This window comes from Streptomyces mashuensis, assembly GCF_014654785.1.
Lineage (GTDB): Bacteria > Actinomycetota > Actinomycetes > Streptomycetales > Streptomycetaceae > Streptomyces > Streptomyces mashuensis.
Genome location: NZ_BNBD01000019.1, coordinates 24,910 through 47,152 on the forward strand (window position 1 = coordinate 24,910; position 22,243 = coordinate 47,152).

21 protein-coding genes are annotated in these 22,243 nt (G+C 74.3%); 13 read left to right on the top strand and 8 right to left on the bottom strand.

Annotation, left to right across the window (positions count from 1 at the left end):
- Positions 1 to 120: 120 nt before the first annotated feature.
- From IE305_RS29225 to IE305_RS29250, 6 genes are all read left to right on the top strand, one after another.
- Positions 121 to 1,965, top strand: a complete 1,845-nt coding sequence (locus IE305_RS29225; protein WP_190132822.1) for a methylmalonyl-CoA mutase subunit beta — start codon at positions 121 to 123, stop codon at positions 1,963 to 1,965.
- Positions 1,965 to 4,181: a methylmalonyl-CoA mutase gene (gene scpA, locus IE305_RS29230; protein WP_190132823.1), complete on the top strand. Its 2,217-nt coding sequence runs from the start codon at positions 1,965 to 1,967 to the stop codon at positions 4,179 to 4,181. Before IE305_RS29225 ends, scpA begins: the two co-directional genes overlap by 1 nt.
- Positions 4,178 to 5,179, top strand: coding sequence for a methylmalonyl Co-A mutase-associated GTPase MeaB (gene meaB / locus IE305_RS29235; RefSeq protein ID WP_190132824.1), 1,002 nt, complete (start codon positions 4,178 to 4,180; stop codon positions 5,177 to 5,179). The genes scpA and meaB overlap by 4 nt, the downstream gene beginning before the upstream one ends.
- A gap of 137 nt (positions 5,180 to 5,316) precedes the next feature.
- Positions 5,317 to 6,180 carry an ATP-grasp domain-containing protein gene (locus tag IE305_RS29240; protein ID WP_190132825.1) on the top strand — a complete coding sequence of 288 codons (864 nt, stop codon included), beginning with the start codon at positions 5,317 to 5,319 and terminating at the stop codon, positions 6,178 to 6,180.
- A complete protein-coding gene (locus IE305_RS29245) occupies positions 6,177 to 6,974 on the top strand; it encodes an ATP-grasp domain-containing protein (RefSeq protein WP_190132826.1) in 798 nt (265 codons plus the stop codon). The genes IE305_RS29240 and IE305_RS29245 overlap by 4 nt, the downstream gene beginning before the upstream one ends.
- A 115-nt stretch (positions 6,975 to 7,089) precedes the next feature.
- Positions 7,090 to 7,704, top strand: a complete 615-nt coding sequence (locus tag IE305_RS29250; RefSeq protein ID WP_190132827.1) for a glycoside hydrolase family 25 protein — start codon at positions 7,090 to 7,092, stop codon at positions 7,702 to 7,704.
- A 69-nt stretch (positions 7,705 to 7,773) separates the two neighbouring features.
- Here the strand turns inward: IE305_RS29250 and IE305_RS29255 are convergent, their stop codons facing one another.
- From IE305_RS29255 to IE305_RS29265, 3 genes are all read right to left on the bottom strand, one after another.
- Positions 7,774 to 8,736: an electron transfer flavoprotein subunit alpha/FixB family protein gene (locus tag IE305_RS29255; protein WP_190132828.1), complete on the bottom strand. Its 963-nt coding sequence runs from the start codon at positions 8,734 to 8,736 to the stop codon at positions 7,774 to 7,776.
- A gap of 55 nt (positions 8,737 to 8,791) precedes the next feature.
- Complete coding sequence (locus IE305_RS29260; protein WP_190132829.1) at positions 8,792 to 9,577, bottom strand: electron transfer flavoprotein subunit beta/FixA family protein; 786 nt, start codon at positions 9,575 to 9,577, stop codon at positions 8,792 to 8,794.
- A gap of 195 nt (positions 9,578 to 9,772) precedes the next feature.
- On the bottom strand, positions 9,773 to 10,150 hold the full coding sequence (locus tag IE305_RS29265) for a TlpA family protein disulfide reductase (protein ID WP_373311780.1): 378 nt from the start codon (positions 10,148 to 10,150) through the stop codon (positions 9,773 to 9,775).
- 208 nt (positions 10,151 to 10,358) lie between these two features.
- Between IE305_RS29265 and IE305_RS29270 the strand changes: the two genes are divergently transcribed.
- Positions 10,359 to 11,087 (top strand): lysophospholipid acyltransferase family protein, encoded by a 729-nt coding sequence (locus IE305_RS29270; RefSeq protein WP_190132831.1) that lies wholly within the window; start codon positions 10,359 to 10,361, stop codon positions 11,085 to 11,087.
- An 88-nt stretch (positions 11,088 to 11,175) separates the two neighbouring features.
- Here IE305_RS29270 and IE305_RS29275 read toward each other — a convergent pair whose 3' ends face one another.
- The 4 genes from IE305_RS29275 to IE305_RS29290 form a co-directional block, all read right to left on the bottom strand.
- A complete protein-coding gene (locus tag IE305_RS29275; protein ID WP_190132889.1) occupies positions 11,176 to 12,261 on the bottom strand; it encodes a threonine aldolase family protein in 1,086 nt (361 codons plus the stop codon).
- Complete coding sequence (locus IE305_RS29280) at positions 12,261 to 13,022, bottom strand: SDR family NAD(P)-dependent oxidoreductase (RefSeq protein ID WP_190132832.1); 762 nt, start codon at positions 13,020 to 13,022, stop codon at positions 12,261 to 12,263. The genes IE305_RS29275 and IE305_RS29280 overlap by 1 nt, the downstream gene beginning before the upstream one ends.
- A 26-nt stretch (positions 13,023 to 13,048) precedes the next feature.
- Positions 13,049 to 14,446 carry a DUF6421 family protein gene (locus IE305_RS29285; protein ID WP_190132833.1) on the bottom strand — a complete coding sequence of 466 codons (1,398 nt, stop codon included), beginning with the start codon at positions 14,444 to 14,446 and terminating at the stop codon, positions 13,049 to 13,051.
- A gap of 262 nt (positions 14,447 to 14,708) precedes the next feature.
- Positions 14,709 to 15,272 carry a GNAT family N-acetyltransferase gene (locus IE305_RS29290; RefSeq protein WP_190132834.1) on the bottom strand — a complete coding sequence of 188 codons (564 nt, stop codon included), beginning with the start codon at positions 15,270 to 15,272 and terminating at the stop codon, positions 14,709 to 14,711.
- Positions 15,273 to 15,395: 123 nt separating this feature from the next.
- Here IE305_RS29290 and IE305_RS29295 point away from each other — a divergent pair, with 123 nt between their 5' ends.
- From IE305_RS29295 to IE305_RS29315, 5 genes are all read left to right on the top strand, one after another.
- Positions 15,396 to 15,785, top strand: coding sequence for a VOC family protein (locus IE305_RS29295; RefSeq protein WP_190132835.1), 390 nt, complete (start codon positions 15,396 to 15,398; stop codon positions 15,783 to 15,785).
- 178 nt (positions 15,786 to 15,963) lie between these two features.
- Positions 15,964 to 16,566 carry a DUF5134 domain-containing protein gene (locus IE305_RS29300; protein ID WP_190132836.1) on the top strand — a complete coding sequence of 201 codons (603 nt, stop codon included), beginning with the start codon at positions 15,964 to 15,966 and terminating at the stop codon, positions 16,564 to 16,566.
- 103 nt (positions 16,567 to 16,669) lie between these two features.
- Complete coding sequence (locus IE305_RS29305; protein WP_190132837.1) at positions 16,670 to 17,611, top strand: M56 family metallopeptidase; 942 nt, start codon at positions 16,670 to 16,672, stop codon at positions 17,609 to 17,611.
- Positions 17,612 to 17,722: 111 nt separating this feature from the next.
- Complete coding sequence (locus IE305_RS29310; protein WP_190132838.1) at positions 17,723 to 17,935, top strand: hypothetical protein; 213 nt, start codon at positions 17,723 to 17,725, stop codon at positions 17,933 to 17,935.
- Positions 17,936 to 18,085: 150 nt separating this feature from the next.
- A complete protein-coding gene (locus IE305_RS29315) occupies positions 18,086 to 19,360 on the top strand; it encodes a DUF6986 family protein (RefSeq protein ID WP_190132839.1) in 1,275 nt (424 codons plus the stop codon).
- A gap of 30 nt (positions 19,361 to 19,390) precedes the next feature.
- Here IE305_RS29315 and IE305_RS29320 read toward each other — a convergent pair whose 3' ends face one another.
- Positions 19,391 to 20,620, bottom strand: a complete 1,230-nt coding sequence (locus IE305_RS29320) for a geranylgeranyl reductase family protein (RefSeq protein WP_229891673.1) — start codon at positions 20,618 to 20,620, stop codon at positions 19,391 to 19,393.
- Between the two features lie 210 nt (positions 20,621 to 20,830).
- Between IE305_RS29320 and IE305_RS29325 the strand changes: the two genes are divergently transcribed.
- The gene (locus IE305_RS29325) at positions 20,831 to 22,222 is read left to right on the top strand and encodes a dipeptidase (RefSeq protein WP_190132841.1); all 1,392 of its coding nucleotides are present in this window, start codon (positions 20,831 to 20,833) and stop codon (positions 22,220 to 22,222) included.
- The last annotated feature ends 21 nt before the right edge of the window (positions 22,223 to 22,243 follow it).

Sequence of the window (22,243 nt, forward strand, 5' to 3'; positions counted from 1 at the left end):
CCGGCGACCGGCCCTCCCCACCCTCCCAACCACCCCGCGGAGCGCGCGCGTCCGGGAAGAGGCCAAGGTCACAGCCACTGCCCCTGCTGCACGGCGGGCCCGCTCCCCTAGCCTTCCCCCATGACGGTCCTGCCCGATGACGGCTTCTCCCTGGCCGCCGACTTCCCGGACGCGACCCGCGAGCAATGGCAGCGCCTCGTCGCAGGCGTGCTGAGCAAGGCGGGCACCGCGGCCGAGGGCCCGGCGGCCGAGGAGGCCCTGGCCACCCCGCTCGAGGACGGCCTCGCCACCCGCCCGCTCTACGCCGCCGAGGACACCGAGGGCTCGGTCCCGGCACCCGGTGTGCCCGGCTTCGCGCCGTTCGTCCGCGGCGCCCGGCCCGAGGGCAACGCCGTCTCCGGCTGGGACGTACGCCAGCACCACGGCCGCCCCGACCCCCGCGCCGCCAACGAGGCCGTCCTCGCCGACCTGGAGAACGGCGTCACCTCCCTCTGGCTCACCGTCGGCCCCGCCGGCCTCCCCGTCGAGGCCCTGCCCACCGCCCTCGACGGCGTCTACCTCGACCTCGCGCCCGTCGTCCTGGACGCCGGCCCGGACTTCGAGCCCGCCGCCCGCGCCCTGCTCGAGCTCTACGAGGACCGGGACGTGCCCCCCGCCGCCGCCCGCGGCAACCTCGGCGCCGACCCCCTGGGCACCCTCGCCCGCACCGGCGGCGACACCGACCCCGCCGGCCCCCTGGCCGCCGCCGCGGCCCTCGCCGCCGAGTGCGCCGCCGGCCACCCGGGCCTGCGCGCCCTGACCGTCGACGCCCTGCCGTACCACGAGGCCGGCGGCTCGGCCGCCCAGGAGCTGGGCCTCTCCCTCGCCACCGGCGTCGCCTACCTCCGCGCCCTCACCGACGCCGGCCTCGGCCTCGAAGCGGCCTGCGCCCAGCTGGAGTTCCGCTACGCCGCCACCGCCGACCAGTTCCTCACCGTCGCCAAGCTGCGCGCCGCCCGCCGCCTGTGGTCCCGCGTCTGCGAGGCCAGTGGCGCCGGGCCCGCCGCGGGCGCCCAGCTCCAGCACGCCGTCACCTCGCCGGTCATGATGACCCGCCGCGACCCGTGGGTGAACATGCTCCGCACCACGGTCGCCACACTGGCCGCCGGCGTCGGCGGCGCCGACGCCGTCACCGTGCTGCCCTTCGACCACGCGCTCGGCCTGCCCGACGCCTTCGCCCGCCGCATCGCCCGCAACACCTCCACCATCCTCGTCGAGGAGTCCCACCTCGCCCGGGTCGTCGACCCGGCCGGCGGCTCCTGGTACGTGGAGAAGCTGACCGACGAACTCGCCCACGCCGCCTGGGAGGTCTTCCGGCGCACCGAACGCGAGGGCGGCCTCGCCGCGGCCCTCCGCTCCGGCCGGGTGGCCCGGGACCTCGCCGCCACCTGGGAGCAGCGCAAGCAGCAGCTCGCCCGGCGGCGCGAACCCGTCACCGGCGTCAGCGAGTTCCCGCACCTCGCCGAGAAGCCCGTCCAGCGCGACCCCGCCCCGCAGCCGCCGTCCGGCGGGCTGCCGCGGGTCCGCCGCGACGAGGCGTACGAGGCGCTGCGCGCCCGCTCCGACGCCCACCTCGCGGCCACCGGCGCCCGCCCCCGCGTCTTCCTCGCCACGATCGGCCCGGCCGCCGCGCACACCGCGCGCGCCGCCTTCGCCGCCAACCTCCTCCAGGCCGGCGGCATCGAGCCCGTCACCGGGGGCACCTTCGAGGAGAGCGGCGCCACCGAGGCCGTCCTGTGCTCCAGCGACGCGCTCTACGCCGAGCAGGCCGAGGAGACGGCCGCCGCCCTGCGCGCGGCGGGCGCCCGGCACGTGGTCCTCTCCGGCCGGCCCGCCGGGTACGCCGGCATCGACACGTACGTCCACGCGGGCTGCGACGCCGTCGCCGTCCTGTCCGCGACCCTCGACCGCCTGGGAGTGGCGTGATGGGCATCCCCGACTTCTCCGACATCGAGCTGGGCACCCCGCCCGCCACCCCCGCCGGCACCGGCGCCTGGCGCGCCGCCCTGGAGGAGCGCACCGGCAAGAGCACCGAGGACCTCGTCTGGGAGACCCCCGAGGGCATCGGCGTCAAGCCGCTGTACACCGAGGAGGACCTGGAGGGCCTGGACTTCCTCCGCACCTACCCCGGCATGGCGCCCTACCTGCGCGGCCCCTACCCCACGATGTACGTCAACCAGCCCTGGACGATCCGGCAGTACGCCGGCTTCTCCACGGCCGAGGAGTCCAACGCCTTCTACCGCCGCAACCTCGCGGCCGGCCAGAAGGGCCTGTCCGTCGCCTTCGACCTGCCCACCCACCGCGGCTACGACAGCGACCACCCGCGCGTCACCGGCGACGTCGGCATGGCCGGCGTGGCCATCGACTCCATCTACGACATGCGGCAGCTGTTCGACGGCATCCCGCTGGACCGCATGACCGTGTCGATGACGATGAACGGCGCCGTGCTGCCCGTCCTCGCGCTCTACATCGTCGCCGCCGAGGAACAGGGCGTACCGCCCGAGAAGCTGGCCGGGACCATCCAGAACGACATCCTCAAGGAGTTCATGGTCCGCAACACCTACATCTATCCGCCCCGGCCCTCGATGCGGATCATCTCGGACATCTTCGCGTACACCTCGCAGAAGATGCCGCGCTACAACTCCATCTCCATCTCCGGCTACCACATCCAGGAAGCCGGCGCCACGGCCGACCTCGAACTGGCCTACACCCTCGCCGACGGCGTGGAGTACCTGCGCGCCGGCATCGGCGCCGGGCTCGACGTGGACGCCTTCGCGCCCCGCCTGTCGTTCTTCTGGGCGATCGGCATGAACTTCTTCATGGAGATCGCCAAACTCCGCGCGGCCCGCCTCCTCTGGGCCCGCCTGGTGCGGCAGTTCGACCCGAAGAACCCCAAGTCGCTGTCGCTGCGCACCCACTCGCAGACCTCCGGCTGGTCGCTGACCGCCCAGGACGTCTTCAACAACGTCACCCGCACCTGCGTCGAGGCCATGGCCGCCACCCAGGGCCACACCCAGTCCCTGCACACCAACGCCCTCGACGAGGCGCTGGCCCTGCCCACCGACTTCTCCGCACGCATCGCCCGCAACACCCAGCTGCTGCTCCAGCAGGAGTCCGGCACCTGCCGCGTCATCGACCCCTGGGGCGGCAGCGCCTACGTCGAGCGGCTCACCCACGACCTCGCCCGCCGCGCCTGGCAGCACATCCAGGAGGTCGAGAAGGCCGGCGGCATGGCCCAGGCCATCGACGCCGGCATCCCCAAGCTGCGCGTCGAGGAGGCCGCCGCCCGCACCCAGGCCCGCATCGACTCCGGCCGGCAGCCCGTCATCGGCGTCAACAAGTACCGGGTCGACAGCGACGAGCAGATCGAGGTCCTCAAGGTCGACAACTCGGCCGTACGGGAACGGCAGATCGCCAAGCTGCGCCGGCTGCGCGAGGAACGCGACGAGACCGCCTGCCGCGCCGCCCTCGACGCCCTCACCCGCGCCGCCGAAGCCGGCCCGGGCCCCGGCCTGGAGGGCAACCTGCTGGCCCTGGCCGTCGACGCGGCCCGCGCCAAGGCCACCGTCGGCGAGATCTCCGACGCCCTGGAGAAGGTCTACGGACGCCACGCCGGGCAGATCCGTACCATCTCCGGTGTGTACCGCGAGGAGGCCGGGCCGTCGTCCGGAGTGGAGCGCACCCGCGCGCTGGTGGCCGAGTTCGAGCAGCAGGACGGCCGCCGGCCGCGCATCCTGGTCGCCAAGATGGGCCAGGACGGCCACGACCGGGGCCAGAAGGTCATCGCCACCGCCTTCGCCGACCTCGGCTTCGACGTCGACGTCGGCCCGCTGTTCCAGACCCCCGCCGAGGTGGCCCGGCAGGCGGTCGAGGCGGACGTGCACATCGTGGGCGTCTCCTCCCTGGCGGCCGGCCACCTCACCCTGGTCCCCGCGCTGCGCGAACAGCTCGCGGAACAGGGCCGCGACGACATCATGATCGTCGTGGGCGGGGTGATCCCCCCGCAGGACGTGCCCACCCTGCTGGAGATGGGCGCGACGGCGGTCTTCCCGCCCGGCACGGTCATCCCCGACGCCGCCCGCGACCTGCTGACCACCCTCGCCGAGGCGCTCGGCCACGACCTGGCCCCGGAGAGCCGATGACCCCTGCGCCCCGCCGCACGATCGACGTCGACGCCTACGTCAAGGGGGTGCTCGACGGCCGGCGGGCGGCGGTCGCCCGCGCCATCACCCTGGTCGAGTCCACCCGGGCCGACCACCGGGCGCTCGCCCAGAAGATGCTCACCGAGCTGCTGCCGCACGCCGGCGGCGCCCGGCGCGTCGGCATCACCGGCGTGCCGGGCGTGGGCAAGTCCACCTTCATCGACGCCCTCGGCACGCTCCTCACCGGCCTCGGCCACAAGGTCGCCGTGCTCGCCGTCGACCCGTCCTCCAGCCGCACCGGCGGCAGCATCCTGGGCGACAAGACCCGCATGGAACGGCTGGCCACCGACCCCGCCGCCTTCGTCCGGCCCTCGCCCACCGCCGGCACCCTCGGCGGCGTGGCCAGGGCCACCCGCGAGACGATCGTGGTGATGGAGGCCGCCGGCTACGACATCGTGCTCGTGGAGACCGTCGGCGTCGGCCAGTCCGAGACGGCCGTGGCGGACATGGTGGACACCTTCCTGCTGCTCACCCTCGCCCGCACCGGCGACCAGCTCCAGGGCATCAAGAAGGGCGTCCTCGAACTCGCCGACGTCATCGCCGTCAACAAGGCCGACGGCCCCCACGAACGCGACGCCCGCGCCGCCGCCCGCGAACTCTCCGGCGCCCTGCGCCTGCTCCGCGCCGAGAACGCCACCTGGCACACCCCCGTCCTGACGTGCAGCGCCCGCGAGGGCAGCGGCCTGACGGAGCTGTGGGAACGCGTCGAATCACACCGCCGCACCCTGGACGCGAGCGGCGAACTCGCCGCCCGCCGCCGCGACCAGCAGGTCGAATGGGTGTGGACCATGGTCCGCGAGCAGCTGCTGGCCGAGCTCCGCGACCACCCGGACGTCCGCCGCGCCGGCCCCGCCCTGGAGGCCCGGGTCCGGAAGGGCGCCCTGCCCGCGAGCCTCGCCGCCGAAGAACTGCTGCGCGCCTTCCGCGGCACGCCCTGACCGCCCCCGCCGCGCACGTCCCGGGCACCCCGCCGCCCTCGTGCGGGACACCACCGGTGCCATGACATCCTGAGCCGTCGTAACTTCTGCCGGACACGGATCGGCGGACGTCCGGGATTTCGAGGATGATGCAGCACATGAGACTCTGCTTCCTGGTGGAGGAGCAGTACCGTCACGACGGCATGCCCGTGGACGTGATCCGCCGGCTGACCGCCCGGGGACACCGGGTGGACGTGCTGCGGCCCGGCGGCTCCCTGATCCGGCTCACCGACACGGTGCGGGCCGGCGAGCACGACGCGTGGGTCCTCAAGACCGTCTCCGGCGGCCCGGGCCTCACCCTCCTGGAGGGCGCCGCCGCCGTCGGCCTGACCACCGTCAACGACGCCCGCCGCATCCGGGGCGTACGGGACAAAGTGCTGGCCGCCGTCCTCGCCGAGGCACACGGGCTGCCCGTCCCGCCCACGTACGCCGCCGTGCGCGCCGAGGAGTTCGCCGCCCTCCCCGACAGCGCCTTCCCGCTCGTCGTCAAGCCCGCCGACGGCAGCTCCGGCCGCGCCGTACGGCTCGTGGCCGACCGCGGACAGCTGGAGCGCCCCGGCCCCGCCGGGCCCGCCGGCTCCGGCATGCTCATCGCCCAGCCCTACATACCCAACTCCGGCGTCGACCTGAAGGTCTACTGCCTCGACGGCGAACTGCACGCCACCGAGCGCCGCAGCCCCCTGCACCCCGACCGCCCCGCCCTGGAGCGCGAGGTGCCCCTCACCCCCGAGGTCGCCGCCATCGCCGAACGCACCGGCACCGCCTACGGACTCGACCTCTACGGCGTCGACGTCGTGCTGGGCCCCGACGGCCCCGTCGTCGTCGACGTCAACGACTTCCCCAGCTTCCGCCAGGTGCCCGACGCCGCGGACCGCGTGGCCTCGGCCGTGCTGCGCCTCGCCCGCGCGGGCGGGCGGGGACCGGCAGCCGTTCCCGCGCCGCTGGCAGTGGGTGGCGCGTGAGGATCTGTCTGCTGGCCGGCGACCCCGGCCACCCGGTCCTGGCCGCCACCACGGCCCTGCTGGCCGCCGAGCACGAGGTGCAGTGGCTGGACCCCGCCGTCACCGCACCCGGCGCGGCGCTGCCGCCCGCCGACGTGTGCCTGCTCAAGAGCCACACCCCGGCCGCCTTCCGGCTCGCCCGCGCCCTGGAGGAGCGGGGTGTGCCCGTCCTCAACTCCGTGGCCGCGACCGAACGCTGCCAGGACCGTACGGTGATGGCCGAGCTCGCCCGGTCCGCCGGACTGCCCTTCGCCGCCACCCGGACCCTGCCCGCCCTGGACCAGCTCTTCTTCGACGGCGCGCCGCTGGTCGTCAAGAGCCGCCACAGCCGCCGCGGCGACCTCGTCGCGCGGGTGGACGACGCCGGGGCCCTGGCGCAGCTGCGCCGGCGGTGGGCGGACGAGCCCGTCGTCGTCCAGCACTACCAGCCCAACGACGGCTGGGACCACAAGCTGTGGGCCGTCGGCGACCAGGTGTTCGCGGCGCGCCGCCGCTCCGAGCTGGACCCCGCCGCCGGGCCCGGCAAGGACACTCGTACCGTCGCTCTCACCGACCTGCCCCCGGGCTGGCCGGAGCTGGTGCGCCGGGTCGGGGAGGTGTTCTCGCTGGACGTCTACGGCGTCGACATCCTCGACGTGGCGGGCGCCCCGGTCATGGTCGACGTCAACGCCTTCCCCGGCATCCGGGGCCAGGCCGGCGCGCCCGAGGCCCTCGCGGCCCTCGCCCTGCGCACCGCGGCGCTGGCCGCGACTTAGCACGTACGCGCACGGGGACTCCCGCCCCGGCCGTGCCGGAACGATACTGCGGACGCCCCCGTCCCCCTGGGGACGTCACCGGCGGGGTTCGTCATCGGCACGGGAGGTGACCGGCATGCTGCACGGCATCGACGTCAGCAGCTACAACAGCGCCAACTACTCCACCAGCGGACTGGACTTCGTCTTCGTGAAGGTCACGGAGGGCACGTCCTACACCAACCCCAAGTGGGTCGTGCAGCGCGACCGGGCCCGCCGCGCGGGCCTGGTCGTCGGCTACTACCACTACCTGTCGCCCGGCTCGATGCGGGCGCAGGGCGACTACTTCCTCGACAGGATCGCCTTACGCGCCGGCGACGTCCTCGCCCTCGACTGGGAGCACCCCGACGTCTGGGGCGGCGACAAGGACCGCTGGCTCGCCCACGTCAAGGCGGAGGCGCCCGGCCACCGCGTGGTCCTGTACTGCAACCGGGACTTCTGGTTCAACCGCGACACCACCGACAACTGCGGCGACGGCCTGTGGATCGCCGACCCCGACCGCCCGGCCGGGAACCCCGGCGTCCAGCACCCCTGGACGTTCCACCAGTACAGCTGGGCCGGCGGGCTCGACCGCAACGTCGCCCGCTTCGACACCAGGGCGCAGCTCCGCGCGTGGGCCGGCGCCCCGGCCACGGACGACGAGCCGGGGGACGACGACACCGGCGACGTCCCCGCCGGCGACTGCGGGGAGTGACACGGACGGGCCCCCGCCCGGCGGCTTTCGCCGCGGGCGGGGGCCCGGTGTGCGCGTTCCTGCGGGGGATCAGCCCTTGCGGGTCTTGATCTCCTCGGTCAGCTGGGGCACGACGTCGAAGAGGTCGCCCACCACGCCGTAGTCGACGAGCTCGAAGATCGGGGCCTCGGCGTCCTTGTTGATGGCCACGATGGTCTTCGAGGTCTGCATGCCGGCGCGGTGCTGGATGGCGCCGGAGATGCCCGCGGCGATGTACAGCTGCGGGGAGACCGACTTGCCGGTCTGGCCGACCTGGTGGGTGTGCGGGTACCAGCCGGCGTCGACGGCGGCGCGGGAGGCGCCGACGGCCGCGCCGAGCGAGTCGGCCAGGGCCTCGATGACCGGGAAGTTCTCGGCACCGCCGACACCGCGGCCGCCGGAGACCACGATCGCGGCCTCGGTCAGCTCCGGGCGGCCGGTCGACTCGCGCGGGGTACGGGAGACGACCTTGGTGCCCTTGGACTTCTCACCGATGGTCACGGCCAGCTGCTCGACCGTGCCCGCGGCCGGGGCGGCCTCGGGAGCGGCGGAGTTGGGCTTGACGGTGATGACCGGGGTGCCCTTGCTGACGCGGGACTTGGTGGTGAACGAGGCCGCGAAGACGGACTGCGTGGCCACCGGGCCCTCGGCGCCGGCCTCCAGGTCGACGGCGTCGGTGATGATGCCGCCACCGATGCGGATCGCGAGGCGGGCGGCGATCTCCTTGCCCTCGGCGGAGGAGGGCACCAGCACGGCGGCGGGCGAGACGGCCTCGTAGGCGGCCTGCAGCGCGTCGACCTTGGGGGCGACGAGGTACTCGGCGAACTCGGGCGCGTCGGCGGTGAGCACCTTCACGGCACCGTGCTCACCGAGCACCGCGGCGGCCTGCTCGGCGCCCGGGCCGAGGTGCACGGCGACGGGCTCGCCGATGCGGCGGGCCAGGGTCAGCAGTTCGAGGGTGGGCTTGCGGACGGCGCCGTCCACGTGGTCGACGTAGACGAGGACTTCGGCCATGGATCTGCTCTCCTGCGGGAAGTGCGAGGGCGGTCGGTGATGCGTGCGGGCGGGATCAGATGAACTTCTGGCCCGCGAGGAACTCGGCGAGCTGCTTGGCGCCCTCGCCCTCGTCCGTGACGACGGTGCCGGCCGTGCGGGCCGGGCGCTCGGTGGCCTCGTCCACCGCGGTCCAGGCGCCCTCGAGACCGACCTCGTCCGCCTCGATGCCCAGGTCGGACAGGTCGAGGGACTCCACCGGCTTCTTCTTGGCGGCCATGATGCCCTTGAAGGAGGGGTAACGCGCCTCGCCCGACTGGTCGGTGACGGAGACGACGGCCGGCAGCGCGGCCTCCAGCTGCTCGCTGGCGGCGTCGCCGTCGCGGCGGCCGGTGACCTTCCCGTCCTCGACGGAGACCTCGGAGAGCAGCGTGACCTGCGGCAGGCCCAGGCGCTCGGCGAGCATCGCCGGCAGCACACCCATGCCGCCGTCGGTGGAGGCCATGCCGCAGACGATCAGGTCGTAGCCGATGTGCTCGACGGCCTTGGCCAGCACCAGGGAGGTGCCGACGGCGTCGGTGCCGTGCAGGTCGTCGTCCTCGACGTGCACGGCCTTGTCGGCGCCCATGGAGAGGGCCTTGCGGAGCGCGTCCTTGGCGTCCTCGGGGCCGATGGTCAGGACGGTGATCTCCGCCTCGTCGGCCTCGTCGGCGATCTGCAGCGCCTGCTCGACCGCGTACTCGTCGAGCTCGGAGAGCAGGCCGTCCACGTCGTCGCGGTCGACGGTCAGGTCTTCGGCGAAGTGCCGGTCGCCGGTGGCGTCGGGCACGTACTTCACACAGACAACGATCCTCAAGCTCACGCCGGCTCTCCTACTGCATCGTCTCGTACACAGCTGCCTTGGCAGGCAGCATAGGCGCCCCGGGGGCGGATTCCGCCCGGTACGGGCTGGGGCCCCGACCAGAATGTTACTGGCCAGTACATCGGGGGTGGACACCGAAAGCAAGGCCGGCCGACTGTGATCTGCCCAACGCGCCCCGGCCCTGCGCGCGACCGGTCAGACGGCCCGCCCCAGCGCCGCGATCACATCGGCCCGGCGCGGCTGTCCGGCGGCCCGCCGCACGATCCTGCCCTCCGCGTCGAGGACCAGCGTGGTGGGCGTCGCCGTGATGTCCAGCGCCCGGACGAGATCCAGCCGCGCCTCCGCGTCGATCTCCACGTGGGAGACACCCTCCACCATCGCGGCCACCTCCGCCAGTACCCGCCGGGTCGCCCGGCACGGCTGGCAGAAGGCGGTGGAGAAGTACACCAGCGTGGCGCGCCGGCCGAGGGCGCCGCCGAGCTGTTCCCCGGTCAGGCGCACGGCCTTCTCCCGCGGCTCGTCCGTCACGTTGCTGCACTCCACTCTCTGCCGTCCCTGACGTACCTGTCGTATCTGTCCTGATCCTGCATCGGCAGCGCCGTCGCCGGCCGGGAAACTTCCCGACGTGATGAGGATCTCGCACCGCCACCCCCGTCCCGGCTGGCCCGTGGGCCGGGCATTCGGGCACGATCTGGCGGAAGCGGGCATCCTACGGCCGCGTAACTTCGCACCGTGACCCCCACGGTCACCACACCCCCGGCCCCGGAAGGACCTTCCCTACATGGCAGAGCTCGTCTACCCGCCGGTGATCGGAGTGGCCCGCGGCATGTTCCGCGCGCTTGACCTGCGCTTCGACATCAAGGGCACCGAGCACCTCCCGCAGCGCGGCGGTGCGGTCCTGGTGAGCAACCACATCGGCTACCTGGACTTCGTCTTCTGCGGGCTGGCCGCCCGGCCCGCCAAGCGGCTGGTGCGGTTCATGGCCAAGGAGTCCGTCTTCCGCCACAAGGTCTCCGGCCCGCTGATGCGCGCCATGAAGCACATCCCCGTCGACCGGGCCGCCGGCATGGAGGCGTACCGGCACGCGCTGGCCGCCCTCCGCTCGGGCGAGGTCGTCGGCGTCTTCCCCGAGGCCACCATCTCCACCTCCTTCACGCTGAAGGAGTTCAAGTCGGGCGCGGCCCGGCTCGCGCAGGAGGCCGGGGTGCCGATCGTGCCCATGGCGCTGTGGGGCACCCAGCGGCTGTGGACCAAGGGCCGCAAGCGCGACCTGGGCCGCAAGCACATACCCGTGACGATACGGGTCGGCGAGCCGCTGACCCCGGAGCCCGCCGAGACCGCCGACAGCCTCACCCGGCGCGCCCGCACCCGCGTCCAGGAGCTGCTGGAGGCCGCCCAGCGCGCCTACCCCGTACGGGAGCGGGGCGCGGCCGACTCCTGGTGGGTCCCCGCGCACCTGGGCGGCACCGCCCCCACCCCGGCGCAGGCCCTGGCGGCCGAGGGCCGCTGAACCCACAGTGGAACGGCCCGGTCCCGGCCACCGCGTACGGTGGCCGGGACCGGGCCTTCTCTGTGTGCAGCGGGGTGCCGAGGGCCCGTCAGCCTCGCGCCATCTCCTCGGCGAGCGCCGCGCTGAACGCGTCGACGTCCTCCTCGGTGGTGTCGAAGGAGCACACCCAGCGCACCACGCCCTCCGCCTCGTCCCAGTGGTAGAAGCGGTAGCGCTTGCGCAGCCGCTCGGCCACCTCGTGCGGCAGCCGGGCGAACACGGCGTTGGCCTGCACCGGGTACAACACCTCCACGCCCGGCACCGTCCGCACCGCGCCGGCCAGCCGGCCGGCCATGGCGTTGGCGTGCCGCGCGCTGCGCAGCCACAGGTCGCCGGCGAGCAGCGCCTCGAACTGCACGGAGACGAACCGCATCTTCGAGGCCAGCTGCATCGACAGCTTGCGCAGGTGCTTCATGGCGCGGACGGCGTCCGGGTTCAGCACCACGACGCACTCGCCGAACAGCATGCCGTTCTTGGTGCCGCCGAAGGACAGCAGGTCCACCCCGGCGTCGGTGGTGAACTCCCGCACCGGCACGCCGAGCGTGGCCGCCGCGTTGGCGATGCGCGAGCCGTCCATGTGGACCTTCATGCCGCGCTCGTGGGCGTGGTCGCAGATCTCCCGGATCTCCTCCGGCGTGTAGCACGTGCCCAGCTCGGTGGTCTGGGCCAGCGACACGATCTGCGGCTGCGCGCGGTGCTCGTCGTCCCAGCCGAACGCCTCGCGGTCGATCAGCTCCGGCGTGAGCTTGCCGTCCGGCGTCGGCACCGTGAGCAGCTTCAGCCCGGCGACACGCTCGGGCGCACCGCACTCGTCGATGTTGATGTGCGCGGAATAGGCGCAGATGACGGCGCCCCACCGCTCGCTGGCCGCCTGGAGCGCCACGACGTTGGCGCCGGTGCCGTTGAAGACGGGGTACGTCTGCGCGGCCGGGCCGAACAGACCGCGCATCAGCTCCTCGAGGTGGGCGGTGTAGTCGTCCTCCCCGTACGCCACCTGGTGACCGTCGTTGGCCAGCGCGAGCGCGGCCAGGACCTCCGGGTGGGCGCCCGCGTAGTTGTCGCTGGCGAAGCCGCGCAGGGTGGGGTCGTGGCGGCGGCGCGCGTCGGTCGCGGGCGCGGCGGGGGAGGGGCTGATCACGGCTGGGGGGTGAGCCACTGACGGGTTCCGTTCACTTCCTGGGCCGGCTTCTTCCAGACGCCGGCCACGGCCTCGGCCAGGTCCTTGACGTCGGTGAATCCGGCGAACTTCGCTTGCGGGCGCTCGGCGCGCATGGCGTCGTGCACCAGCGCCTTGACGATCAGGATCGTGGCCGCCGCGGGCGGGGCTCCCTCGCCGCCGGTCTTGCGGAACGAGTCCGCGAGCGCCAGGGTCCAGGCCTCGGCGGCGGCCTTGGCGGCCGAGTAGGCGGCGTTGCCCGCGGTGGGCTTGCTCGCCCCGGCGGCGCTGACCAGCACGTAGCGGCCGTTGCCGCTGCGGGCCAGCGGGCCCTCGAAGGCCAGCGAGGTGTGCTGGACGGTGCGGATCAGCAGCTTCTCCAGCAGGTCCCAGTCGGCCAGGTCGGTCTCGGCGAAGGTCGCCGAGCCGCGCCAGCCGCCCACCAGGTGGACCAGGCCGTCGACCCGGCCGAACTCCTTCTCGGTGCGGTCGGCCCAGGCCCGGGCGGCGTCCAGGTCGAGCAGGTCGACCGTGTCGCCGGTGACCGTGGCCCCGCCGTGCGCGTACCGGGCGGCGTCCACCGCCTCCGCGAGCCGTGCCGCGTCCGCGTCGGCGGCGACCACGGTCGCCCCCGCCTCGGCCAGCCGCAGCAGGGTGGCGCGGCCCGCCGGGCCCGCCGCTCCCGCCACCGCCACGACGGCACCCTCCAGCAGGCCGTTGCCGTTGGTCCCAGTGGTCATCGCCGTCGCCTTCCTCTCTCGCTCGCTCACGCGGCCACCTGCTCGACCGCGCCCGCCGTGATCCCCTTGGTGGAGGCGATCACGCCGCGCAGCTTCTTGGCAAGGGCCTCGTAGAACATGCTGAGCGGGAACTCGTCCGGAAGCACGTCGTCGACGAGCTTGCGCGGCGGCAGCGACAGGTCGAGGGCCTCGGGGCCCTTGGCCCACTTCGAGCCCGGGTGCGGGGCGAGGTAGGTGGAGACGAGGTCGTAGGCGGCGAGCCAGTGCACGAGCTTGGGGCGGTCGATGCCGTCCCGGTAGAGCTTCTCGATCTCGCCGCACAGCTGGTTCGTGACCTTCGGGGCCCGCTCCCAGTCGATGTGCAGGGTGTTGTCCGTCCAGCGTACGACGTCGTGCCGGTGCAGGTAGGCGAAGAGCAGCTGGCCGCCCAGGCCGTCGTAGTTGCGCACGCGGTCGCCGGTGACCGGGAAGCGGAACATCCGGTCGAAGAGCACGGCGTACTGCACGTCGCGGCCCTGCGCGTAGCCGTCGGCCTCCAGGGCGACCGCCTCCTTGAAGGCGGTCAGGTCGCAGCGCAGCTCCTCCAGGCCGTACATCCAGAACGGCTGCCGCTGCTTGATCATGAACGGGTCGAACGGCAGGTCGCCGTGGCTGTGGGTGCGGTCGTGGACCATGTCCCACAGGACGAACGCCTGCTGGCAGCGGTTCTGGTCGTCCAGCATGGCGGCGATGTCGGCCGGCAGCTCCAGGCCCAGCGTGTCGACGGCGGCGCGGGTCACGCGGCGGAACCGGGCGGCCTCGCGGTCGCAGAAGATGCCGCCCCAGGTGAAGCGCTCGGGCGCCTGGCGGACGGCGATGGTCTCCGGGAAGAGCACCGCGGAGTTGGTGTCGTAGCCGGCCGTGAAGTCCTCGAAGGTGATGCCGAGGAACAGCGGATTGTCGTAGCGGGTGCGCTCCAGCTCGGCGAGCCACTCGGGCCACACCACGCGCAGGACGACGGCCTCCAGGTTGCGGTCCGGGTTGCCGTTCTGCGTGTACATGGGGAAGACCACCAGGTGCTGGAGGCCGTCCGTGCGCTGCTCGGCCGGCCGGAAGGCCAGCAGGGAGTCCAGGAAGTCCGGCACGCCGAAGCCGCCGTCCGCCCAGCGGCGCAGGTCGGCGACGAGCGCGGCGTGGTACTCGGCGTCGTGCGGCAGGAGCGGCGACAGCTGCTCCACGGCCGCGACGACCACGTCGACCTCCGCCCGCACCCGGTCGCCCGGTGGTGCGCCCTCGGCGGCCAGATCAATGGACCCGTCCGCCGACTGCCACGGCCGGATCGTCTCGACCGCGCCCTTGAGAGCGGCCCACGCCGGGTGCTCCACGACACGATCAACAGACAATATGTCGGTTTTGAACGCGGCCGACGCAAGAATTTCCGTCACGACTGCCCCTCCTCGGGAGAACCTGGCGTTAAGACACCGTATCCATGCGAGGTTCTTCTGCTCAAGGGCTGTGGCGGGAAATTATCCTGCGACGCCCCCGGGCGGACCGCTGTTTTTTCGGTACGCCTCCGCCGTTCGGGGGAACTCGGGTGGCAATCCGCCACTTCCGCCGCTGCTGTCCCTCTCGCCGTCCCAGTCGGAAACCAGCCAGTCGGCGGTGGCCTGAACCTTACGGGTACCCCACCGCCGGGCGCGCATGAGCTCAGACCTGGCCGGCGGTCCCCAGGTCCTTCACCAGCAGCTCGAACTCCAGGTCGGCCCGGAGCGGCACGCCGAAGCGCTCGTCGCCGTACGGGAAGGGGCTCGTCCGGCCGGTGCGGCGGTAGCCGCGCCGCTCGTACCAGGCGATCAGCTCCTCGCGCTGCCGGATGACCGTCATGTGCATCTCGGGGGCGCCCCACTCGCTCCGCGCCAGCCGCTCGGCCTGGGCCATGACGACCTTGCCCAGACCACCGCCCTGCGCGGCGGGGCGCACCGCGAACATGCCGAAGTAGGCGTGGTCGCCGCGGTGCTCCACATGGCAGCACGCGACCGGCTCGCCGTCCTGCTCGACCACCAGGACGCGGCTGCCGGGGCGCTGCACGACCTCCAGGACCCCCTCGGCGTCGGTGCGCTGCCCGTCCAGCAGGTCCGCCTCCGTCGTCCACCCGGCGCGGCTGGCGTCCCCGCGATAGGCCGACTCCACCAGCGAGACCAGGGCCGGCACGTCGGCGGGGGTGGCGGTCCGGAAGACGGGCGCGGTGGCGAGGCTGCCGGTGGTGCTCATGCGATGCGGGATCCTCTCGTGATCTCTCGTGCTGGCGCGTGATGTCTCGTGACGCGGTGACTCGCGTGGTACGTACAAGCGCTCTTCGACCCTACTGGAGCAGCGGTTGCGTACAGTCGCGGCATGCATGTACTGAGCAGCCGATTCTTACTCCGGCCGACCGACCCCGAGCGGTCGCGCACCTTCTACGGCGAGACCCTCGGCCTCGCCGTCTACCGCGAGTTCGGCACCGGGCCCGACCGCGGTGTCGTCTACTTCCTCGGCGGCGGCTTCCTGGAGGTCTCCGGCCGTTCCGAGACCCCGCCCGCACCCGGCCTCCAGCTGTGGCTGCAGGTCGCGGACGCCGCGGCGGCGCACGAGGAGCTCGTGGCCCGCGGCGCCGAGGTGCTCTCGCCCCCCGAGCGCATGCCGTGGGGCCTGATCGAGATGTGGATCGCCGACCCCGACGGCGTACGGATCGCCGTGGTCGAGGTGCCCGAGGACCACCCGATGCGGTACCGGCCCGGCATCTGACCCCCGCTTCCCCGCCTCCACCCGAACGAGTGACCCCTGGGTCGTGCGTCCGTGCTCCGGCGCAGCACCGGCGCACGGCCCGGGGACGGAATGCTCCCGCTGTGCGCCTGTGCGCTCCCGTGTGCGCGGGACCCGGTGGGCATGTACCGGTGGTGGGCGAGCGTCGGGGAGGTGTGCCGTGCACGGTCCGCCGCTGGTGGGTTGGCTGCTGGTCGTGCTCGGTGCCGCCACCGCGGCGTACTGCCTGGGCCGGGCGCGGGCCGGCGCGGCGGGGGAGCGCCGGGCCGCGCGCGGCGACGCGCTGATGGGCCTCGGCATGGCCGCGATGGCCGTGCCCGTCACCGTCCTCGACCTGCGCCCCTGGGGCCTGGCGGCCCTCGCCGCCCTGTTCGGCGCGGCCGGGGTCCGTGCCCTGCTCCCGGACCGGGCCCGCACCGGCCGCCCCGAGGCCCACCACGTGCACCACGCCGTGGGCGCCTTCGCGATGGTCTACATGTCCCTCGCCATGGCCGCGCCGCCCGGCGACGGCCCGGCCCACGCCCACACCGGGCACGAACCCGCCGGCACGCCCCTCCTCACCGGGCTGCTGCTGGTCTACTTCGCGGCCTACGTGGTGCGCACCGCCGCCGGCCTGGTGCCGGTGCCCGCCGGTGTGGTCGTCCCGGGTGACGCCCGGCCGGTCCTCGGCGGCGACGAACCCCTCGCCCTGCCGTCCGCGCTCACGAGCGCCTGCCGGCTGTCGATGGGCATCGGCATGCTGGCCATGCTGCTGACCATGTGAGGACCGCACGGTGCGAGCAGCGCGCCGACTGCCGTGTCGTGTCGGTCACTTCGCGCGTGCGGCCGCTGGTCGCCCGTACCGCTGCGCTCATAGGCTGACCGCCATGATGGTGTCGCTCGCCCTGCTGGTCCTCGGCGGACTGGTCGCGGCCATGGCGCCGCGCGTGCTGGCCCGTGCCCACTGGCCGGACCGCGAGCCCGTGCTGGCCCTGTGGGTGTGGCAGTGCGTCGTGGCGGGCGTGCTGCTGTGCTGCGCGCTGGCGATGGCGCTGAGCGCCGCCGCGGCCTGGCAGGCCGTGCGCGGCCACGTCTTCGCACCCGCCCCGCACGGCGTCGTCGAGGCGTACGCCCTGTCCGGCCACGCGTCGTGGGCCGCGCCCCTGGCCGTGACGCTGGGCGCGGGCGCCGTGTGGACCGCGGCGATGCTCACCGGCGAGATCCGCGAGGCCCGCGCCCGGCGCCGGCGGCGCCGCGCGGAGCTGCTCGCGCGGGCCCCGCTGCTGCCGGGCGAGGAGCGCCACGGCGAACGGCTGGTCGTGCTGGAGGGCGACCGTCCCGAGGCGTGGCTGCTGCGCGCCGGGTCCGCGCCCCAGCTGGTCATCACCACGGCGGCGCTGCGCCGGCTGAAGGGCCCGCAGTTCGACGCCGTGCTGGCGCACGAGCAGGGCCACGCCCGCGCCCGCCACCACTGGCTGCTGCACTGCTCCTCGGCGCTGGCCCGGGGCTTCCCGCAGGTGCCGGTCTTCGCCGCCTTCCACGACGAGGTGCACCGCCTGGTCGAGCTGGCCGCCGACGACTCGGCCTCGCGCCGCTCCGGCCGGCTGGCGACGGCCCTGGCACTGGTGGAACTCAACGAGGACCGCGGCGTGTTCGGCCCCTGCCCGGCCCAGCTGTCGCAGGTGGCCGACCGGGTGCACCGCCTGCTGGCGCCCGCGCCCCGGCTGACGGCCGCCCGCCGGCTGCGCCTGACGGCCGTCGCCGCGCTGGTGCCGGTGGTGCCCCTCCTCGTCACGTTCGTGCCGGGCCTGAGCGCGCTCGGCGGCTAGCCGGCGGGGCAGCCGGCCCGTGCCGTACGGCCGTTCGCCCGTACGGGTGAGGCGCGGTGGTGGTGGGGGCGCCTGCTGGAAGGGATAGCGGGAGACGACGAGAGGACGCCCATGCAGACCGACCCCGTGACACGCTTCCTCCACGCCCTGCCCCCGGAGAGCCGGCACGACGTCGAACAGCTGCCGCGCGATCAGCAGGAGCGCCTGGCCGACGCGTGGGAGGAGTACCTGCGCAACGACACCGACCTGATGTCGCTGAGCGAGCTGGACCCGGCGAAGGCGGAGCACGAGGCGGCCGAACACGTGGTGAAGAACTACTTCTGAACCGCAGCCGGGCGGCCGCCGCCCGTACGAGTGCGACCCGGCGGGGTGTTGACCCCCTTGTCCGCCACTGGCTAACTTCGCCGCACGGAAGGCCGCTTCACGAAGGGCCGCTTCCGTGCAGCGGAAGAGCCGCGAGGGCAAGGGGGCGCGATGGCGGGACGGCGGACGGTTTCCACGACCTTCACCCCGGCGGTGCACCGCCGCGTCGGCACGCTGCTGGCCGGCGTCGACGCCGAACTGGCCCGCCGCTACCCCGGCGACCCGGGCACCCGGCAGCCGGTGCACACCGTCTACGTGCCCGCCGACGCCTTCGGCGCGGGCACGGTACGGGCCTGGGGCGAGGAGGCGCTCGCCGCCCTCGACGAGCACGCCCCCACGGCCGCCGCCTTCGCCGCCGTCCTCGGCCTGCCGGACGCCCTGGCCGGCCCCGTGTACGAACGGGTGCGGGCCAAGCTGGAGCGGGAGCCCGTGGAGGACCTGCGGGTCGACTTCGAGGACGGCTACGGCGTGCGGCCCGACGCCGAGGAGGACGCCGACGCGGCCCGCGTGGCCGCGCTGCTGGCCGCGCCGGGGGAGGAGAAGCAGGCCCCGGCCGGCGTGGGCGTCCGCGTCAAATGCCTGGAGGCCGCCGTCCGGGACCGCGGCATCCGCACCCTGGACATCGTTCTCACCGGCCTGCTGGCGGCGGGCGGCCTGCCGCCCGGCTTCGTGCTCACCCTGCCGAAGGTGACGTACCGGCAGCAGGTCACGGCCCTCGTGCGGCTGCTGGAGGAGTTCGAGCGGGCGCACGGGGCCGCCGCGGGCCGCATCGGCTTCGAGATACAGATCGAGACGACCCAGGCCATCCTGGGCGCGGACGGCCGCGCCACCGTCGCCCGGCTCGTGGAGGCGGGCGAGGGGCGCGTGACCGGGCTGCACTACGGCACGTTCGACTACAGCGCCGCGTGCGGCATCGACGCCGCCCACCAGGCGCCGGACCACCCGGTGGCCGACCACGCCAAGGCCGTCATGCAGGTCGCGGCGGCGGGCACGGGCGTCCGGCTGTCGGACGGCTCGACCAACGTGCTGCCCGTGGGCGGCACCGAGCAGGTGCACGACGCGTGGCGCCTGCACCACCGCCTCGTCCGCCGCTCCCTGGCCCGCGGCTACCACCAGGGCTGGGACATGCACCCGGCGCACCTCCCGACCCGGTACGCGGCCGTGTACGCCTTCCACCGCGAGGGCCTGGAGCGCGCCGCGGCCCGCCTGCGCGCGTACGTGGCCCGCTCGGCAGCGGGCAACGTCATGGACGAGCCCGCGACGGCCCGCGCCCTCGCCACGCACCTGCTGCGCGGCCTGGACTGCGGCGCCACGGACCCCGGCGAGGTCACCGCCCTGACGGGCCTGGGCCGCGACGACCTGTCCCGCCTCGCAGGACGCGGCTGACGGCCCGCGCCCCGCCTGCGGCCACGGCGCTCAGCCCCGGTCCAGCGCCCCCAGCGCACGCCGCGCCACGGGGTGCGTCCGCACGATCTCCGCCAGCGTCGTCGAACCGCGGGTGATGCGGGCGAACGCCCGCCACGCCGGGCCGAAGCCCGTCACGGCGGCGTGCACGAGACCGGGCCGGCGCTCGAACACCGTCAGCATCCGGCGGCCCACGCCCATCTCCATGCCCAGCCCCGCCTTGATGGCGAAGGTGTAGTTGAGGGCCTGCCGGCGCGCGTCCACCGCGTCCGCCGCCTCGGCGATGCGCACCGCCCACTCGCCCGCCAGACGGCCCGAGCGCAGCGCGAAGGAGATGCCCTCGCGCGTCCACGGCTCCAGCAGACCGGCCGCGTCGCCGCAGACCAGGACGCGGCCGCGGGAGAGCGGCGAGTCGTCCGAGCGGCAGCGCGTCAGATGGCCCGAGGAGATGCTCGGCTCGAAACCCGCCAGCCCCAGCCGGGCGATGAAGTCGTCCAGGTAGCGCTTGGTGGCCGCACCCTCGCCCCGCGCCGAGATCACGCCGACGGTGAGGGTGTCGCCCTTGGGGAAGACCCAGCCGTAGCTGCCCGGCAGCGGCCCCCAGTCGATCTGCACCCGGCCCGCCCAGTCCTCGGCGACCGACGGCGGCACCGGGATCTCGGCCTCCAGGCCCAGGTCGACCTGCTCCAGCTGCACGCCCACGTGCGCGCCGATGCGCCCCGCGCTGCCGTCCGCGCCCACCACCGCGCGGGCCAGCACCGTGCTGCCGTCGCCCAGCACGAGCGCCACCGTGCGCCGGTCGGGCACGGCCGGGCCGTGCTGCTCGACGCGCGAGACGGTGACGCCGGTGCGCAGCTCGGCCCCGGCCTCCTGCGCCGCGCGCACCAGGGCCTCGTCGAACTCCGGCCGGTTCACCAGGCCGAACAGCATCTTCTTCGAGCGCCGGGTCCGGGTCAGACGGCCGTCGAGGGAGAAGGTGACGGCATGCACCCGGTCGCGCAGCGGCAGCCGGAACCCCGGCGGCAGGGCGTCGCGGGACGGGCCGATGATGCCCCCGCCGCAGGTCTTGTAGCGCGGCAGCTCCGCCTTCTCCAGCAGCAGCACCCGGCGGCCCGTGGCGGCCGCGGCACGTGCCGCCGACGCTCCGGCGGGCCCGGCGCCCACCACCACGACGTCCCACACCGGCTCGCCCTCGAAGGATGCGTCCCCGCCCGTCGCCCGCGCTGCGTTGTCGCTGCTCACCTGTGCTTCTACTCCCCATCGGCCACCGGCTGCGTACGCAGCGCATCCTAGGCCGTGCCCTCCGCCCCCCCGCCCGCGGGCCCGGCCGCCGGAGGCCCTGATACGGGGCATGGGAGGATCGGATCCGATATCGCCCGTACGTGCGGATGCGCTCCGGCCCCGCCCGCGTACGCGCACCCGACCGACGCCGCGCCTCCGAGGAGCCGTTCCATGGACACGTCCCCGACCCCCCTGCCCGACCCGGCCGAGCTCGCGACCACCGTCGCCGCGCTCCAGGGCCGCGCCCGGACCGAGCTGGCCGAGCTCGTCGCGTTCGAGTCGGTCGCGCTCGCGGACGAGGAGCGGTTCCCGCGCAGCGAGTGCGAGGGCGCCGCCCGCTGGGTCGCCGACGCGCTGCGCGCCGAGGGCTTCCAGGACGTGGCCCTGCTCGACACCCCCGACGGCACCCAGTCGGTGTACGGCTACCTGCCCGGCCCCGAGGGCGCCCCCACCGTGCTGCTGTACGCGCACTACGACGTGCAGCCGCCGCTCGACGAGGACGCCTGGGTCTCCCCGCCGTTCGAGCTGACCGAGCGCGACGGCCGCTGGTACGGGCGCGGCGCCGCCGACTGCAAGGGCGGCGTGATCATGCACCTGACGGCGCTGCGCGCGCTGAAGCAGCACGGCGGCGTGCCCGTCAACGTCAAGGTGATCGTCGAGGGCTCGGAGGAGCAGGGCACCGGCGGCCTCCAGCGGTACGCCGAGGCGCACCCCGAGCTGCTGACCGCCGACGCCATCGTCATCGGCGACGCGGGCAACTTCCGGCTCGGCCTGCCGACCGTCACCGCGACGCTGCGCGGCATGTCGCTGTTGCGGGTCGAGGTCGAGACGCTGGGCGGCAACCTCCACTCCGGCATGTTCGGCGGCGCGGCCCCCGACGCGCTGGCGGCGCTCATCCGCATGCTGGACTCGCTGCGCGCCGAGGACGGCTCGACCACGATCGAGGGCCTGGACGCGGACGGCGTCTGGGAGGGCCTCCAGTACCCCGAGGAGGACTTCCGCGAGGACGCCAAGGTCCTCGACGGCGTGTCCCTGACCGGCTCGGGCACGGTCGCCGACCGGCTGTGGGCGCGCCCCTCGGTGTCCGTCATCGGCATCGACTGCCCGTCGGTGGCCGCCGCCACCCCGTCGGTGCAGGCGCGCGCGGGCGCGCTGATCAGCCTCCGCGTGCCGCCGGGCATGGACGCCGTGAAGGCCAACGAGCTGCTGACCGCGCACCTGGAGAAGGCCGCCCCCTGGGGCGCCCGGGTCGTGACGCGGCAGGTCGGCATGGGCCAGCCCTTCCAGGCCGACACCGCGAGCCCCGCGTACGCCTCCATGGCCGAGGCCATGGCCGTGGCCTACCCCGGCCAGGAGATGCAGACCGCGGGCATGGGCGGCTCGATCCCGCTGTGCAACGCCCTCACCTCGCTCTACCCGGAGGCCGAGATCCTGCTCATCGGCCTGAGCGAGCCGGAGGCGCAGATCCACGCGGTCAACGAGAGCGTCTCGCCCGAGGAGCTGGAGCGCCTGTCGCTGGCCGAGGCGCTGTTCCTCGTCAACTACGCGCGCAGCAAGCACTGACGCGTCCGGTGGCCGCCGCCG